General features: G+C 67.9%; 17 protein-coding genes, 1 tRNA gene and 1 pseudogene. 12 read left to right on the top strand and 7 right to left on the bottom strand.

Going from position 1 to position 16,192, the window contains the following annotated elements:
- The first annotated feature begins 2 nt into the window (after nucleotides 1-2).
- Nucleotides 3-713: an Rv1363c family protein gene (locus U0R18_RS15025; protein ID WP_526370395.1), complete on the top strand. Its 711-nt coding sequence runs from the start codon at nucleotides 3-5 to the stop codon at nucleotides 711-713.
- Nucleotides 713-1,207: a mammalian cell entry protein gene (locus tag U0R18_RS15020; protein WP_526369743.1), complete on the top strand. Its 495-nt coding sequence runs from the start codon at nucleotides 713-715 to the stop codon at nucleotides 1,205-1,207. Before U0R18_RS15025 ends, U0R18_RS15020 begins: the two co-directional genes overlap by 1 nt.
- Before the next feature lie 85 nt (nucleotides 1,208-1,292).
- On the opposite strand, the gene U0R18_RS15015 is transcribed toward U0R18_RS15020, so the two are convergent.
- Together U0R18_RS15015 and U0R18_RS15010 are read right to left on the bottom strand one after the other, a co-directional pair.
- Complete coding sequence (locus U0R18_RS15015; protein ID WP_526369741.1) at nucleotides 1,293-2,753, bottom strand: alpha,alpha-trehalose-phosphate synthase (UDP-forming); 1,461 nt, start codon at nucleotides 2,751-2,753, stop codon at nucleotides 1,293-1,295.
- Nucleotides 2,753-2,917 carry a hypothetical protein gene (locus U0R18_RS15010; protein ID WP_526369739.1) on the bottom strand — a complete coding sequence of 55 codons (165 nt, stop codon included), beginning with the start codon at nucleotides 2,915-2,917 and terminating at the stop codon, nucleotides 2,753-2,755. The genes U0R18_RS15015 and U0R18_RS15010 overlap by 1 nt, the downstream gene beginning before the upstream one ends.
- Nucleotides 2,918-2,992: 75 nt before the next feature.
- On the opposite strand from U0R18_RS15010, the gene U0R18_RS15005 reads away from it, so the two are divergent.
- Nucleotides 2,993-3,916: an enoyl-CoA hydratase/isomerase family protein gene (locus U0R18_RS15005; protein WP_526369737.1), complete on the top strand. Its 924-nt coding sequence runs from the start codon at nucleotides 2,993-2,995 to the stop codon at nucleotides 3,914-3,916.
- Between the two features lie 66 nt (nucleotides 3,917-3,982).
- Nucleotides 3,983-4,810 carry an SDR family oxidoreductase gene (locus U0R18_RS15000; RefSeq protein ID WP_526369735.1) on the top strand — a complete coding sequence of 276 codons (828 nt, stop codon included), beginning with the start codon at nucleotides 3,983-3,985 and terminating at the stop codon, nucleotides 4,808-4,810.
- 10 nt (nucleotides 4,811-4,820) lie between these two features.
- Here U0R18_RS15000 and U0R18_RS14995 read toward each other — a convergent pair whose 3' ends face one another.
- Both U0R18_RS14995 and U0R18_RS14990 read right to left on the bottom strand, forming a co-directional pair.
- Nucleotides 4,821-5,774 carry a Gfo/Idh/MocA family protein gene (locus U0R18_RS14995; protein WP_526369733.1) on the bottom strand — a complete coding sequence of 318 codons (954 nt, stop codon included), beginning with the start codon at nucleotides 5,772-5,774 and terminating at the stop codon, nucleotides 4,821-4,823.
- Between the two features lie 16 nt (nucleotides 5,775-5,790).
- A complete protein-coding gene (locus U0R18_RS14990) occupies nucleotides 5,791-7,329 on the bottom strand; it encodes an LCP family protein (protein WP_526369731.1) in 1,539 nt (512 codons plus the stop codon).
- Nucleotides 7,330-7,524: 195 nt separating this feature from the next.
- Between U0R18_RS14990 and U0R18_RS14985 the strand changes: the two genes are divergently transcribed.
- From U0R18_RS14985 to U0R18_RS14960, 6 genes and pseudogenes are all read left to right on the top strand, one after another.
- On the top strand, nucleotides 7,525-8,196 hold the full coding sequence (locus U0R18_RS14985) for a response regulator (protein ID WP_526369729.1): 672 nt from the start codon (nucleotides 7,525-7,527) through the stop codon (nucleotides 8,194-8,196).
- Between the two features lie 82 nt (nucleotides 8,197-8,278).
- Nucleotides 8,279-8,638 carry a response regulator gene (locus U0R18_RS14980; RefSeq protein ID WP_526369727.1) on the top strand — a complete coding sequence of 120 codons (360 nt, stop codon included), beginning with the start codon at nucleotides 8,279-8,281 and terminating at the stop codon, nucleotides 8,636-8,638.
- A complete protein-coding gene (locus U0R18_RS14975) occupies nucleotides 8,620-9,927 on the top strand; it encodes a sensor histidine kinase (protein WP_526369725.1) in 1,308 nt (435 codons plus the stop codon). The genes U0R18_RS14980 and U0R18_RS14975 overlap by 19 nt, the downstream gene beginning before the upstream one ends.
- Before the next feature lie 130 nt (nucleotides 9,928-10,057).
- Nucleotides 10,058-10,684, top strand: a pseudogene (locus U0R18_RS14970) (adenylate/guanylate cyclase domain-containing protein); the annotation flags it as partial.
- 182 nt (nucleotides 10,685-10,866) lie between these two features.
- A tRNA-Thr gene (locus U0R18_RS14965) sits at nucleotides 10,867-10,941 on the top strand.
- A 31-nt stretch (nucleotides 10,942-10,972) separates the two neighbouring features.
- Nucleotides 10,973-11,380, top strand: a complete 408-nt coding sequence (locus tag U0R18_RS14960; protein WP_526369723.1) for an HNH endonuclease signature motif containing protein — start codon at nucleotides 10,973-10,975, stop codon at nucleotides 11,378-11,380.
- Nucleotides 11,381-11,415: 35 nt separating this feature from the next.
- Here U0R18_RS14960 and U0R18_RS14955 read toward each other — a convergent pair whose 3' ends face one another.
- Nucleotides 11,416-12,147 carry a hypothetical protein gene (locus U0R18_RS14955; RefSeq protein WP_526369720.1) on the bottom strand — a complete coding sequence of 244 codons (732 nt, stop codon included), beginning with the start codon at nucleotides 12,145-12,147 and terminating at the stop codon, nucleotides 11,416-11,418.
- 107 nt (nucleotides 12,148-12,254) lie between these two features.
- On the opposite strand from U0R18_RS14955, the gene U0R18_RS14950 reads away from it, so the two are divergent.
- Nucleotides 12,255-12,962 (top strand): response regulator transcription factor, encoded by a 708-nt coding sequence (locus U0R18_RS14950; RefSeq protein ID WP_526369718.1) that lies wholly within the window; start codon nucleotides 12,255-12,257, stop codon nucleotides 12,960-12,962.
- Between the two features lie 15 nt (nucleotides 12,963-12,977).
- Complete coding sequence (locus U0R18_RS14945) at nucleotides 12,978-14,480, top strand: sensor histidine kinase (RefSeq protein ID WP_526369716.1); 1,503 nt, start codon at nucleotides 12,978-12,980, stop codon at nucleotides 14,478-14,480.
- Here U0R18_RS14945 and U0R18_RS14940 read toward each other — a convergent pair.
- Both U0R18_RS14940 and U0R18_RS14935 read right to left on the bottom strand, forming a co-directional pair.
- Nucleotides 14,452-14,856 (bottom strand): HIT family protein, encoded by a 405-nt coding sequence (locus tag U0R18_RS14940; RefSeq protein WP_526369714.1) that lies wholly within the window; start codon nucleotides 14,854-14,856, stop codon nucleotides 14,452-14,454. The two genes, U0R18_RS14945 and U0R18_RS14940, sit on opposite strands and share 29 nt — an antisense overlap.
- A gap of 90 nt (nucleotides 14,857-14,946) precedes the next feature.
- Entirely contained in the window at nucleotides 14,947-16,077 is a 1,131-nt protein-coding gene (locus U0R18_RS14935; RefSeq protein ID WP_526369712.1) for an NDMA-dependent alcohol dehydrogenase, read from the bottom strand.
- Nucleotides 16,078-16,192: the final 115 nt, after the last annotated feature.

The raw sequence follows: 16,192 nt of genomic DNA, 5'->3' as shown, positions 1-16,192 counted from the left end.
ACATCGCAACGGATTCCGGGGGCTCGGGGCATCTCGTCGAGCCCGGACGGCCGGTCCGCCGCCGCGCGTCGCGGGCCGCCGGCCCGGCATCGGCCGACGCCGCGGCCGCAACGCTGACCACCGCGCTGGATGCGCCGACGGCGAATCCGCGGGCCCCGAAGGTGTCGATGACCGTCGCGCCGCCGCCGCGCCGCCGCCCCAATCTGGCGGCCGCCGTGCTGGTGGGTTCGCTGTGCGCCCTGGTGTTGGCGGCCGGACTCGGTTGGGGCGTATGGGAATTGAACAATCAGCGGCACGCTGCTGCGGCGGCCGAGGCCCGGCAGCAGCGGTTCGTCGACACCGCGCAGCAGACCGTCGTCAACATGTTCAGCTATACCCAGGACGACATCGACAAGAGCGTCAACACCTTCGTCGACGGGACCAGCGGACCGCTGCGGGACATGCTGAGCCAGAACCAGAACGTCGACAATCTCAAGGCGATGTTCCGCGATACGCGCGCCAGCTCCGAGGCCGTCGTCAACGGTGCCGCGCTGGAGCGCATCGACGAGACGAGCGACAACGCATCCGTTCTGGTGGCTGTGCGGGTCACCGTCACCGACATCGACGGGGTCAACAAGCCGTCGCAGGCCTACCGGCTGCGGGTGATCGTGCACGAGGACGACAACGGCCGGATGACCGGCTACGACCTCAAGTATCCGGACGGTGGTAACTGATGGGCCGGTTGCGCAGCACGCTGTCGTTGCTGTTGGTGGTGGTCGCGACGGCCGGGATCGTGGCCCTGGGCGCCATCGGTGGCGCGCTGTACTGGGGTCGTGTGCTGGTGCGTGCGCAGCAGGCCACCCGGGACGCACTGATCCCGATGGCGGCCGATCAGATCCCGAAGGTGTTCGGCTACGACTACCAGACCGTCGAACGCAGTCTCGGCGACGCGGCCAACTACCTGACGCCGGAGTACCGCAGGGAATTCGAGGATCGGGTCAACAAGGACATCATCCCGCAGGCCCGCGACCGTCAGGTGGTCGCCCAGGCCAACGTCGTCGGCGTGGGTCTGCTTGATGCCCAACGGGATTCGGGTTCGGTGCTGGTGTACATGAATCGCACCATCACCGACAAGTCCCGGCAGCCGGCCTACGACGGCAGTCGGCTCCAGGTCGACTATCAGAAGGTCGACGGCCACTGGTTGATCAACTACATCCGGCCGATCTGACGCTGCTGCCGCATCGAGTAAGCGTTGCCTGCGACGCCTTCTCGAACAATGTCGCAGCGGGCGCTGGGTCGGTGCGGGCGGCGACTCAGTCGAGCCTGGACGCCCGGCCGGCCAGCGCGTCGAGGAACGAACGCGCCCAGCGGTCGACGTCATGGGCCAGCACCTGCCGGCGCATGGCGCGCATCCGCCGCCGGCCGTCCTCGGGTTGCTGGTTCAGGGCGGCCTCGATGCCGTCCTTCACCCCGTCCAGGTCGTGCGGGTTGACCAGGTAGGCCTGCCTGAGTTCGGCTGCGGCACCGGTGAATTCGCTGAGCACCAGCGCTCCGCCGAGGTCGCTGCGGCACGCCACGTACTCCTTGGCCACCAGATTCATACCGTCCCGCAGGGGTGTCACCAGCATCACGTCGGCCGCCGCGTAGAACGCGATGAGGTCGTTGCGCGGCACCGGCCGGTGCAGGTACTGCACCACCGGCCGGCCGACGTCGCCGTACTCGCCGTTGATCCGGCCGACCTGCCGTTCGATGTCGTCGCGCAGCAACCGGTAGCTCTCCACCCGCTCGCGGCTCGGGGTGGCCAGCTGGACCAGGACGGTGTCGGTGCGGTCGATCCGCTGGTCCTCGAGGAGTTCGTCGAAGGCCTGCAGACGGACGTCGATGCCCTTGGTGTAGTCGAGGCGGTCGACGCCCAGCAGGATCTTGCGCGGATTGCCCAGCTCGGTGCGGAGCTCGCGGGCCCGGCGCCGGATGTCGCGGTTGCGGGCCTTCTGGTCCAGGTCGGCCGAGTCGATCGAGATCGGGAAGGCACCCACCTTCACGGTTCGGAAGCCGACCTGGATGCTGCCGAACCGTGACCGCACACCGATGGTGGCGCGGGAGGTGTTGGCGCCGATCAGGCGGCGCGCCAGGACGAGGAAGTTCTGCGCGCCGCCGGCGAGGTGGAAGCCGACGAGGTCCGCGCCCAGGAGGCCCTCGATGATCTCGGTGCGCCACGGCATCTGCATGAACAGCTCGACCGGCGGGAACGGGATGTGCAGGAAGAAGCCGATGGTCAGATCCGGGCGCAGCATCCGCAGCATCTTGGGCACCAGCTGCAGCTGGTAGTCCTGCACCCACACGGTGGCGCCGGGCGCGGCCGTGCGTGCGGTGGTCTCGGCGAAGCGCCGGTTGACCTCGACGTAGCTGTCCCACCAGTGCCGGTGGTACTCGGGCCGGACGATGACATCGTGGTAGAGCGGCCACAGCGTCGCGTTGGAGAAGCCCTCGTAGTAGTCGGCGACCTCCTGCGTGCTCAGCCCGACCGGAACGAGCGTGAGGCCGTCCTGTTCGATCGGCTCGGGTTCGCCGTCGCCAGGGATCTCGTCGGCGATGCCGGGCCAGCCGATCCAGGCCCCGCGATGGCGGCGCAGGATCGGTTCGAGCGCGGTGACCAGCCCACCGGGGCTGCGCTTCCAGGTGGTGGAGCCGTCGGGTCGGCGCTCCATGTCCACCGGGAGCCGGTTGGCGACGACGACGAAGTCGGATTCTCCGGAGAGCCCTCCGGCCGCCACTAGACCTCGAGTTTCGACGGACCGATTCCGAGCATGGCGAGGAACACCCGACATTCGTCGGCGTCGGTGGCATAGGCGGCGACAACGCGGCGCGCCTGGCTCGCGGTGGTGTCGGCCAACGGCTCGACGTCGTCGATCTCGGCGGGGTCATTCTTTGCAGCCATTGTTCGATTTTACGGGACGTCGGCCAGGTCGCCCCCACCGCGTGACATTCCGGGGGTCAGTTGTAATGTGCAGGCATGGCCAGGCCTGACGAGTCCGTCGATACCGACGCTGCCGAGTTCATCGAGTACGAGACCCTCGACGAGGGTCGTATCGCCCGCATCTGGCTGAATCGGCCGGCCGAGGCCAACGCCCAGAACCGCAGCCTGCTGGTAGAGCTCGACAACGCCTTCCGGCGCGCCGAGGCCGATGACCAGGTGCGGGTCATCATCCTGGCCGGCCGCGGAAAGAACTTCTCGGCCGGACACGATCTCGGCTCGGACGCCCAGTTGCGGGACTACACGCCCGGGCCGAACCAGCACCCGAGCTTCCGCATCGACGGCGCCACCCGGGAGGGCCGCGTCGAATCGCTCTATCTGCAGGAGTGGCACTACTACTTCGAGAACACCGTCCGGTGGCGCGATTTGCGCAAGATCACCATCGCGCAGGTGCAGGGCAACGCGATCTCGGCCGGGCTGATGCTGATCTGGGCCTGCGACCTCATCGTGGCCGCCGACAACGCCAAGTTCAGCGACGTGGTGGCGTCCCGGCTCGGGATGCCCGGGGTCGAGTACTTCGCGCATCCGTGGGAGTTCGGCCCCCGCAAGGCCAAGGAACTGCTGCTGACCGGTGATTCGCTGGACGCCGACGAGGCCTACCGCCTCGGCATGGTGTCCAAGGTGTTCCCGGTCGCCGAACTCGAGGACAAGACCCTGGAGTTCGCCCGGCGGATCGCCGAGCGCCCGACGATGGCCACCCTGCTGATCAAGGATTCGGTGAACGCCGCCTCCGACGCGATGGGCTTCAGTGAGGCCCTGCGGCATGCGTTCCATATCCACGAGCTCGGGCACGCGCACTGGGCCGCCAAGAATGAGAACCGTTTCCCGGTGGCGCAGCCGCCCGATGTGCAGGATTGGCGGACCGCGCCGAAGACCCAGCCGTCGCGCAAGGACGTTCCCTGACGTACCGCAGTCCGGCTGTGGTTCCATACTGGAACGTGTTCCAGTTCTCTCTCTGAAGGGGTCGCTGTGCAGCTGTCCTTCGACAATCGGACGTATCTGATCACCGGTGGGGGCAGCGGGATCGGCAAGGGTGTCGCCGCGGCGCTGGTGGCCTCTGGCGCCAACGTCATGCTGATGGGCCGGACCGCGGATCGGCTGGCCGCCGCGGCCGACGAGATCCGGGCGGGCGGCAGCGGCCAGGTGAATTGCGAGGCCGCCGACATCACCAACGAGGACGACGTCGCGCGCGTCGTGGACGCCGTGGTGGCCTGGAAGGGCAAGCTCGACGGCGTGGTCAACAGCGCCGGCGGCAGCAACACCGTCGGTCCGATCACCCAGATCGATTCCGAATTGTGGCGCGGCGTCATCGATCTCAATGTCAACGGCATGATGTACGTCCTCAAGCACTCGGCGCGGGCGATGGTGCGCGGCGGCGGCGGATCCTTCATCGGGATCTCGTCGATCGCGGCCAGCAACACCCACCGCTGGTTCGGCGCCTACGGCCCCGCGAAGTCCGCCGTCGACCACATGGTCAAACTCGCCGCCGACGAACTCGGGACGTCCGGGGTCCGCGTGAACGGCATCCGGCCGGGCCTCATCCGGACCGAGCTGACCGAGGCCGTACTGATGTCGCCGGAGGTCAGCGCCGACTATCGGGATTGCACGCCGCTCGAGCGCATCGGCGAGGTCGAGGACATCGCCAACGTCTCGTTGTTCCTGCTGTCGGACGCGGCCAGCTACGTCACCGGGCAGATCATCAACGTCGACGGCGGCATGCAGGTGCGCCGCGGGCCGGACTACTCGGCGATGTTCGAGCCACTGTTCGGGGCCGACGCGCTACGCGGGGTCGTCTGACCGCGGATCGTCACAGCGAGGCCCGGATGGCCTCGACCACCCGCAGTGTGGCCAGCGTGCGGGCGTGATCCCGGGCGACCCCACCGTCGCCGTCGATCAGTTCGGCGAATCGCCGGATCTCGTGGACCATGTTGTTGCGCGGACCGTCGAAGGCATGCTCGGTCACCGTTCCGTCCAGCATCGTCACCCGGGCCGACCGGGGCTCCGCAACGCTGTCGAATGTCAGAGTGCCTCGCTCGGACTGGATTTCGCCGCCGCGCGCGGAGGCGGTGATCTTCGAGTACGACAGGTCCACGATGTACTCGCCGTTGTACGCCAGCGCCGCACCGCAGCCGTCGGCGCCACCGGGGATCGGTACGGCCCAACCGGACACCCGCTCGGGCTCGCCGAACATCGACACCATTGCGCTCACGCAGTACACGCCGAGGTCGTAGAGCGCACCGCCACCGAGTGCCGGATCGAAGATGTTCACCCGCTCCCCGGCGAGCACCTTGTCGTAGCGGGCCGAGCGCTGGCAGTACGCGAACGACGCTCGACGAACCGGGCCCAGCTGCGCGCTGAGATCCGCGATGGCCGCCAGGGCGGGGTCATACGCATTGCGCATCGCCTCCAGGACGATCACACCCGTCCGGGCGGCGGCGTCCGTCAGCGTCGCGAAATCCGCCGGGGTGAGCACCGCGGGCTTCTCCACCAGCACATGCTTGCCGGCTTCGACCGTGCGCAGCGCCTGCGCGAAGTGGATGGCGTTGGGCGAGGCGATGTACACCGCGTCGATATCGGCCGATGCCAGCAGCGCGTCCAGATCGGATGCGCTACCGGGGATGCCGGTCTCCGCGGCGAACCGGCGGGCGTGGTCGCCGTCGCGCGAATAGGCCGTGGTGACGGTGACCTCGGGCACCGCGGCGGCCGCGTCGAGGAAGGTCCGGGTGATGGTGCTGGTCCCGATGGTCGCTATCCGGATCATCGGTTCATCGTGCCAGTCAGTTGACGCAGGGAATACTGCCGCCCGCCCCGGCCGTCACCGCGTGCCCGACCTCCGGCGTCGGCATCGTGCTGGTCTCGTAGGCCAGCTGATCGACCGCCGCGGTGGTGGTCGGCAACGAGGTTGAACCGTAGTAGCTCGACGTGCTCTGGATGTCCGACGCGTCGAAGCTCTCGCCGAGGATGACGCGAATGTGGTTGGGCGCCAAGCTGTCGTCGCGGTAGGCGCCCGCCTCGATGCCGAGCATGGCGGCGACGCTGTGGGCGTCGGTGTCGGCGCCGGCCCCGTAGGCGACCGAGGTGTAGTGCGGTTCAGTGGACGTCGGGTCCCGCACCTCGCCGGTGGTGAAGCCGCGGCCGGTGAGGTCGGCCGACACCGTGGCCGCCAGGCCGACGGTGCGGCTGGCGTTGACGACGTCGACGACGGTGTCCGACCCGGGTGTGGCGAGTGTGCTGGTCGCCGGCGCACTCATCCCGAACGCGGTGGCCACCTCGGTCCGGATCTGTTCCGGGTCAACGATGTTCACGTCCTGACCGTTGACGTTCTCGTAGCGCACCACCGGCAGCGTGCGGAACTCGACATCGCTGCCGGCCAGCGCGGAGAGCCGACTGAACTGCTGCTCGCCCCAGCCCGAGGACAGCACCACGTCCTCATGCGCCATGTCGACCAGGCTGCGCAGTTTGCCGATGTCGCCGAATGTTCCGGCTTCCTGCAGTTGGTGCATCACCGAGATGAGGAACGCCTGCTGACGATGCGTGCGGTCCAGGTCGCCGTTCTGCAGGCCATGGCGCTGGCGGACGAAGGCCAATGCCTGCGACGCGTTCAGGGTCTGCATCCCGGCGGGGAAGTCGGCACCCGAATAGTCGTCGTGCACAGCCTGATTCAGGCACACCGTCACGCCACCGAGATTGTCGGTGAGGTGGTAGAACCCGGCCAGATTGACCTCGGCGAAGTAGTCGATCGGCGCTCCGGTCAGATTGCGGACCGCCTTGAGAGTGGCCGTGCGGCCCGCTTCGCGGCCCTTGGTCTCCAGCTCCTCGCGGTCGGTCACGCCCTCGTCGGCCAGCTGCTGTTCCGTGTGGGCCTTCGTCAGGCCGTAGGCCTCTTTGATCTTGATGTTCTGGTAGCCCGGGATGCCGTTGAACGGGACGTAGTCGTCGCGTGGGATCGAGAATGCGACCACCTTGTCGTCGGCGCCGACGTGAACGAGGATCAGGGTGTTGGTGTTGTAGCCGCCGGCCTCGGAGTCCCCGGCGTGCAACTGGTCGAGGATCTCCTGCGGCAGGTCGTCGCCGTGTTGATCCTTCCGGGAATCCAGACCGATCAGCAGCAGGTTCATCTCGCCGCCGGCGGAGCGCGGCGCGTCGGCGCCGAGGGCCTGCGAAACGTTGATCCCGCCGAGAAGTCCGTGCACCGAATACCAGCCCAGCGCGGTCGCCAGCAGGGCCACGGTGGAGGCCACCGCGGTGAAGCCGCGTACCGCACGCCGCCGCCATCCGGCGTGTGCCGGAGGCATGCGGTGGCGGCTGCTGGACATCGCGTCAGTATGCGGGTATTGGCTGAAGAACGCCTGAGCGAGGGTTCGACAGTGATCTGGGCCACACCCCTGGGTCGGATCACCTCCGGAGACGGCCATGCGCCGCCAACCGGACGAAATGGCGAAATCCGCCTCGATCTTTTCCGCCCTTCCGTACGTTTGGGGCAAGACAGGGCCCGGGGAGGGGCGCGCAACGTGAGTGATCGGATCTCGGTCGTCCTGGCGGAGGATTCTCTGCTGGTCCGCGACAGTGTGGTGCGCGCGCTGTCGACGGATCCCGACGTCACCGTCGTGGGCGTCGCCGAGGACTACGATGCCGCGGTCGCCCTGGTCGCCGAACACTCGCCGACGATCGTCCTGACCGACATCCGCATGCCGCCCACGTCGACCGATGAGGGCATCCGGTTGGCGCGCTGGATGCGCACCGCGCATCCGCACATCGGGGTGATCGTCCTGTCGAACTACGCCGATCCCGGCTACGCCGCAGGTCTGCTGGAGCGCGGTACGGCCGGCCGCGGCTACCTGCTGAAGGAACGGGTGGCCCGGTTCGAGGAACTGCACGACGCGGTTCGCCAGGTGGCAGACGGCGGTACGGTGCTCGACCCGTTGGTCGTCGAGGCATTGCTGGCCCAACCGCGGTCCGTCCAGATGCTGAGCCGGTTGACCGCGCGGGAGCGCGAAGTGCTCAGCGAACTGGCGACCGGGTTCAGCAACCGGACGGTCGCGCAGCGTCTGGTGCTGTCCCAGCGGGCCGTGGAGAAGCACATCAACTCGATCTTCGCCAAGCTCGAATTGACCGTTGACGACTCCGTTGACCGCCGCGTCAAGGCGGTGCTGATGTTCCTCGGCGACGACGGATCGCCATGACCGATCGACCCCCGATGGTGGTGTGTACACCCTCGCGCGGGGCAAACATGTCGGCCACGATGACACGGTGTCAGGAGAGTGTGTGCGGGTCTGGGTCATCGACGATCAGGCCACCTTCCGGCGGGCGACCGCCGCGACCCTGGCTGCGATGGACGGCTTTGTGATGGCCGGCGAATGCGAAACCGGTGAATCGGCCGTCGCCGCGCTCCGGGACGGCGCCGCCGACATCGTGCTCATGGACATCCACATGCCGGGCATGGGCGGCATCGAGGCCACCCGGCAGATCCGCGCCGCGAACCCCGACGTCGTCGTCGTTCTGATGTCGACCTACGACCTCGAAGATCTGCCGGCCGCGGCGTCGAGCTGCGGAGCGACCGCGTACCTGCACAAGGAACGGCTCGCACCGGACGTGTTGGGCCGGATATGGGCAACCGCGACCTGAAGGCCCCGCTGCCCGGTGAGCTGATGCCGCACTGGCGGGTGCCCAAGGTGCTGCTGACATTGGCGGTCCGGTCGTCCTCGGTCCTGGGCCACCAGCTGGTCAACCAGTTCACCGCCGCCCGATTCCAGCTGTTCATCCTGGCGCACATGGCCATGTGGGCCGGCGCCGGCGTCGCGCTCCCGGTCTGGGAGTACTTCTGGATCCTGCGCTCGATCTGGTATCTGGTGCTCGCCGCGATCTGCGCCGCGCACTGCGTCGTGCTCGCCGTGGCCCTGCGGCTGGCCCGCCGTGGCGACTATCAGCGTTCGATCACATTGGTCTGTATCGGAACCTGGATCGCCACCTCGATCGTCACCTTCGTCTTTCCGGGCCTCCTGCCGGTGATGGTGCTGGTCGCACTGGTGCCCGTTGTCTTCGCCGAGCCCTACATGCGCTGGCAGCAGGGCCTGGTCTTCACCGTCATCACCGGATTGTGCGTGCTCGCGATGGCCGTGATGTCCATCAGCGCGCGCTTCATGCCCGCCGCGGCCGCGGATGCGGCGGCACCGCGGTGGGTCGGCGTCGCGTTCATCGTCGGCGCCGTTCCGGTGCATGCGTTCCACCTGCTGGTGATCGTGTGGAACAACGCCGCGGCGCTGCGGACCTCCGAGGGACGGCTTGCCGAGCGCGCCGCCGAACTCACCGCGTCCCGGACGCGGTTGGCGACTGCCGCCGACGAAGAGCGGCGCCGGATCGAGCGGGATCTGCACGACGGTGCCCAGCAGCATCTCGTCGCGCTGTCGGTGCTGCTCGGACTCGCGCGCAACGCCGAACCGGACCAATCACGCGCGCTGCTGGCCGAGGCCTCCGAGCTCGTCGAGACCTCGATCGTCGAGATCCGCCGCCTGGCCCACGGCATCTATCCGGCACTGCTCATCAGCGGCGGTCTGCCCGAAGCGCTGCCCACCCTGGCCGCGCGGTCCGCGGTCCCGGCGCAGCTGGACCTGCATGGCGTCGGACGGTATCCGGCGCCGACCGAGGCGGCGCTGTACTACTGCTGCAGCGAGGCGCTGCAGAACGCCACCAAACACGGCGGCCCGGGTACCACGGTGACCATCACCGCGCGGGACGTCGACGGGACGTTGACCCTCGTGATCGCCGACACCGGGCGCGGATTCGATCCTGCGCTGCGTGGCCACGGTCTGGTCAACATGACCGACCGGTTGTCATCGATCGGCGGCACCCTGGCAGTCGACAGCGCCGCCGGGCGCGGGACCCGCATCGTCGCCGTCGTCACCGCCGCAGTCTGATCGCCGAGGGGTGCACACACCACCCCCGACTGTGTTGTGGGCATGATCGCGACAGCGGCTGTGACACAGCAGGATTGAGCTCGTAATCGAAACCAATCACCTCGCTGAGTTCTCGTGATCGGGGGATCGCATGTCACTCGTCGTCCGCTCGCTGGCCGGATCCTCGCCGTCGGAGCGCGTGATCTACTCGCCGCGAAAGACGCAGGTGTCCAACAACTCTGACGCAGTACTACCCACCGGAACCGTGACGCTGCTGCTGGCCGATGTGGTGGGCTCCACCCGGCTGTGGGAATCCCGGCCCGTGGTGATGGCGGCGGCGCTGGTTGCCATGGATCGTCTGCTCGGCCACCTGGTGCCGGCTCATCACGGCGTGTGCCCGGTCGAACAGGGCGAGGGTGACAGCTTCGTCATCGCCTTCGCGCACGCCGCGGACGCGGTGGCGTGTGCGCTCGCCCTACAGCAGGCACCGCTCACGCCATTGCGGCTGCGGGTCGGGGTGCACACCGGCACGGTGCAGCTGCGCGATGAGCACAAATACATGGGGCCCACGGTCAACCGGGCTGCGCGGGTGCGCGATCTGGGCCACGGAGGTCAGGTGCTGCTGTCCGGCGCCACCTGCGATCTGGTCGAGCAGGCCTTGCCCGATCGGGCTCGACTGCACGAGCTCGGGCACTTCCCGTTGCGTGGGATGACGCGTCCGGAGCGGGTGGTGCAGCTGAACCACCCGGACCTGTGCGACAGCTTCCCGCCGTTGCGCGCCGTCTCTGAGGGGTGACGGCGCACAACGGGGGCAGGCCGGGTTGTTCGTGGTCCCGTGGACAGAACGCCGGTGCGGTCCAGCACCATGCCGCTGTGATCAGCGTGACCGCGGGCGGTTGGTCGGAGTGGATAACGGGGACAAGGGGCATCGCTGATAATCTGCTGCAGACGTTGGTGAACGCCCCCGTAGCTCAGTGGTAGAGCGCCGCTCTTGTAAAGCGAAGGCCGTCGGTTCAATCCCGACCGGGGGCTCCATCTTGTCGGAGCTGATGGCTAACGTCTTCGCATGTCGATCACGTGTCTGGGGTGTGGACTCAATCTCCAAGGTCGGCGACGAAAGGTGTTCTGCACCAATGCATGCCAACAGTCACACCGCCGGCGGTTGCTCTTGGCTGCCTGGCTGGAAACCGGAGTCTGTGGTCGCACGTCGTATCAAGGTCACTACGTCCGGGACTACCTCTTCGAGCAACAGGACGGTCGATGCTCGATCTGCGGCATGGACAACAGCTGGAACGGTGCGTCCCTGGTCCTGATCGTCGATCACATCAACGGAGACCCAAACGATGATCATCGCGAGAACTTGCGGCTGATCTGTCCCAACTGCGACAGCCAGCTGCCGACGTACAAGGCGAGGAACCGCGGCAGCGGTCGCTACTACCGGCGACAACGGTACGCCGACGGCCAGTCCTACTGACGATGCAGCTGCCCAGCGTCTGACAGCCTGTCGGCCTATTCGTGGTGGTCGATCACGCGCGGCGAGGTGGTCGGCCGGGTGCTGTACCGGCGGCTGCGGCCGGGCCGGGGAATCAGGTCGGCAAAATTGCTCAGCGGATTCATCGCCGAGCCGAGGGTGATCACGGCGTCGCGCAACGCCTCGACCGTCGGCTCCATCGCCTGCAATCCCTGACCCATCCGGTTGATGGTGTCGGTCAGGTCGGCGAGCTGCTGCAACGGCCCGTTGGCGGCGGTCAGCTTGTCGATCACGCCCTCTTCGGCGAGCAGGCGGTCGGTCAGGCCGTCGTCGGCCAGCAGCCGCTCCAACAGGCCGTCCTCCGCCAGCAGGCGTTCCAGCACGCCACCCGGCTTCAGGGCCCGTTCGAGGGTGCCGCCCTCGGCGGTCAGCCGATCCGCCAGGCCGCCGGGTTCGCTCATGCGGTCGAGCAGGCCGCCGGGCCGCAACAGCCGGTCCAGCGAGCCGCCCGGGGCGATCGCCCGGCCCAGGGGCGCGTCGTCGTCGAGTAGTTCGTTGGCGACCCGGGCCACCTTGTTGACGCCGTCGACCGTGTCGCCGAGCCCCAGCGTCTGCAGCACCACGGGTGCGGCCTGCTTGCTGGCCTCGTCGGCGGTCCGGCGCGCCCGGCCGATGACGTTCTCGGCGATGCCCAGGCCGGCCTCCGCAACGGCCGCACCGGCACGTACCGGGGCGAATGCCAAGTTCACCAGGTTCTTGCCCAGGTCCATGGCAATCAGTCTAGGGAGTGGCCGGCGGGCCATTCACAGGAAACTGGCAGGAACCTGGAAGACGATGGGGAAGGAACTGGGAGGACATTGAAGGAATGGCTGCGCCCGTGAGCACTCAGACAACGCCCGAAGCCCGTGTGCTCGTCGTCGACGACGAGACCAACATCGTGGAATTGCTGTCGGTCAGCCTGAAATTCCAGGGTTTCGAGGTATACACGGCCGACAACGGCCCAGCGGCGCTCGACCGTGCGCGCGAGATCAAGCCCGACGCGGTGATCCTCGACGTGATGATGCCGGGGATGGACGGTTTCGGGGTCCTGCGCCGGCTGCGCGCCGACGGCATCGATGCGCCCGCGCTGTTCCTCACGGCCCGCGACACCCTGCAGGACAAGATCACCGGCCTGACCCTGGGCGGCGACGACTACGTGACCAAGCCGTTCAGCCTGGAGGAAGTGGTGGCGCGGCTGCGGGTCATCCTGCGCCGGACCAATCGGGGCGCCGAGGAGGTCCGGACGTCGCGGTTGTCCTTCGCCGACATCGAGCTGGACGAGGACACCCATGAGGTCTGGAAGGCCGGTGAGCCGGTGTCGCTGTCGCCGACGGAGTTCACGCTGCTGCGGTATTTCGTGATCAACGCCGGAACCGTGCTGAGCAAACCGAAGATCCTCGACCACGTGTGGCGCTACGACTTCGGCGGTGACGTCAACGTCGTCGAGTCCTACGTCTCCTACCTGCGGCGCAAGATCGACACGGGGGAGAGGCGGCTGCTGCACACATTGCGTGGTGTCGGCTATGTCCTGCGGGAGCCCCGCTAGCGGACAATGGGCGCCATGTCCCGATCCGTGCGGCCCGGCATTCCGCTGCGGGTGGCGCTGGTGGCGGCCACCCTGGTGCTGGTGGCGATGGGCCTGCTGGCGTCCGGCATCGCCGTCACCACCATCCTGCGCGCCGATCTGATCAACCGTGTCGACCAGACGCTCATCGACGCGTCCAACAGTTGGGCGCAGGCGCCGCGGCGGACGTCTCCGGTCGCCACCGAGGTGCCCAATCCGGGACGGCCGCCGTCGAACTTCTACGTGCGGGGCATCGGCCAGGACGGCCAGGTCTGGATCGCCGTCAACGACCGGGACGCAGAGCCCGATCTGCCCGACGATAACGATGTCGGCCCGGACCCGACGACGGTCGGCTCGATGGACGGTTCGCACGTGCGGTGGCGGGCGGTGTCGGTCCGCGGCCCGGAGGGTGAGCTGACCACGGTCGCCATGGACCTCTCCGACGTGGAGTCGACGCTGCGGTCGCTGGTGTATGCGCAGTTCGGCATCGGGACCGCGGTGCTGCTGGTGCTCGGCATCGTCGGCTATGCCGTGGTGCACCGCAGCCTGCGGCCCCTGGTGGAGGTGGAGCGCACGGCTGCCGCGATCGCCGCCGGTGAGCTGGATCGCCGTGTGCCGCAACGTGATCCACGCACCGAGGTCGGTCGGCTCTCGCTCGCGCTCAACGGCATGCTGGCGCAGATCCAGCGGGCGGTCGCGTCGTCGGACCAGTCCGCGGAGCAGGCGCGCAGTTCCGAGCTGCGGATGCGCCGGTTCATCACCGATGCCAGTCACGAACTACGCACGCCGCTGACCACCATTCGCGGGTTCGCCGAGTTGTACCGCCAGGGCGCAGCGCGCGACGTCGAGATGCTGATGTCACGCATCGAGAGCGAATCCCGGCGGATGGGCCTGCTGGTCGAGGATCTGTTGCTGCTGGCCCGCCTGGACGCCCAGCGTCCCTTGGATCAGCACCGCGTGGACCTGCTGACCCTGGCCACCGACGCGGTCCACGACGCGCAATCCATTGCGCCACAGCGCAACATCACCCTCGAGGTGTTCGACGGGCCGGGCACGCCCGAGGTCGTCGGCGACGAGGCCCGGCTGCGACAGGTGCTGGGCAATCTGGTGGCCAACGCACTGCAACACACGCCCGTACGGGCGGGGATCACCGTGCGGGTGGGCACCGTCGGTGACGAGGCGGTGCTCGAGGTGGTCGATCAGGGGCCGGGCATGGATCAGCATGATGCGCAGCGGGTGTTCGAGCGGTTCTATCGCACCGACTCGTCGCGCACCCGCAGCAGCGGCGGCACGGGGCTTGGCCTGTCCATCGTCGATTCGCTGGTGCACGCCCACAACGGCACCGTCACGGTGACGACGGCGCCGGGGCGGGGCTGCCGGTTCCGGGTGGCGCTGCCGCGGGTGGCGGATGCGGCGGAGCACGCCGAGGACACCGACGACTTCGGGGATGTGGCCGACGACGCCGAATTGGTCAATCCAGTTCTGCCAGAGCGGCTTTGATCTTGGCCTGAGCTTCGTCCAGGGATTCGGGCGACGGATTGCGGTCCACTCCCGCGAAGCCGAAGTCGGTGAGGTTGTAGGCCGGGAACACGTGCACGTGCAGGTGCGGCACTTCGAGTCCGGCGATCAGCAGCCCCGCCCGCTGCGCGCCGAAGGCCTTGGTCACCGCGCGGCCGAGGCGCTGCGCGACGGCCATGCAGCGGGCGAACACGGCCGGGTCGACGTCCTGCCACTGATCGATCTCCGCGCGCGGGACCACCAGGGTATGGCCCTGTGTCATCGGCTCGATGGTCAGGAAGGCGACGAATTCGTCGTCCTCGTAGACGAACCGACCCGGGATCTCGCCGTTGATAATCTTCGTGAAGATGGAGGCCATGGCACCACCCTAAGCTGCCGAGCAGACGCAAAGGACCCCCTCTCGTCGCCGAAAAGGGGTCCTTTGCGTCTGCTCGCGGGAGGAAGCCGGTTACCGGTCGGCGTCGGTGTAGCGGATGACGCCGCGGATGTTGCGGCCCTCGAGCATGTCGGCGTAGCCGTCGTTGATCTGCTCGAGCTTGTACTGCCGGGTGACCATGTCGTCCAGGTTCAGCCGCCCCGCCTTGTACATGCTCAGCAGCTGCGGGATGTCGTGGTGCGGGTTGCCGCCGCCGAAGATGGTGCCCTGCAGGCGCTTCTGCAGCAGGGTCAGCATCGACAGGTTCAGCTTGACGTCGCTGCTGGCCATGTTCGCGACCGCGGTGGCCACGACGGTGCCGCCCTTGGCGGTGATGTTCATGTAGTGGTCGATGTCCTCGCCCTTGAGTTCACCGACGGTGACGATGGTCTTGTGCGCCATCCGCCCGTTGGTGACCTCGGCGACGCCGGCCATCGCACTGAAGATGTCCGGGTAGGCGTGGGTGGCGCCGAACTTCAGCGCGTTGTCCCGCTTGAACTCGACCGGGTCGACCGCGAACACGTTGCGTGCGCCCGCGTTCAGCGCGCCCTGCAGCGCGCCGGTGCCCACACCGCCGACGCCGACGATCACGACGTCGTCACCGGGGCGCACGTCGCCGCTGCGCACCGCCGAGCCGTAGCCCGTGGTCACGCCGCAGCCGACCAGGCAGGCCACCTCGAACGGGATGGTCGGGTCGATCTTCACCACCGAGCTCTTGTGCACCACCATGTACGGGCTGAAGGTGCCCAGCAGGGTCATCGGGATGACCGGGGTGCCGTCGGCGGCGTGGATGCGGTGGGTGCCGTCGGACACCGCGGTGCCGGCCAGCAGACCCGCGCCGAGGTCGCACAGGTTGCGCAGGCCCTCCTGGCAGGCCGGACACTCACCGCACGACGGGATGAACGACAGCACCACGTGATCACCGGGGGCGATGTGCTCGACACCCGGTCCGACCTCGGTCACGATGCCGGCGCCCTCGTGGCCGCCGAGCACGGGGAATCCGGCCATCGGGATGTCACCGGTCACCAGGTGGTGATCCGAATGGCACATCCCCGACGCTTCCATCTGGATCTTGACCTCGTCCTTGACGGGGTCGCCGATCTCGATCTCCTCGATCGACCATGGCTGGTTGAACTCCCAGATCAGAGCGCCTTTGGTCTTCATCTGTACCTCTTTCGACTAGAGCAACTAGAGCCTCTGGTCAACAGACTAGAGGCTCTAGTTAAGTGCGTCACAACCACCCCGAAGCAACCGCTTGGTGGAGTGGTCTCGGGACCGA

The sequence above is a fragment of the Mycobacterium sp. genome (assembly GCF_046330795.1).
In the GTDB taxonomy this organism is placed as follows: Bacteria; Actinomycetota; Actinomycetes; order Mycobacteriales; family Mycobacteriaceae; genus Mycobacterium.
Note: the sequence above shows the minus strand (reverse complement) of the source record. Positions and strands in the feature narration are given on the sequence as shown.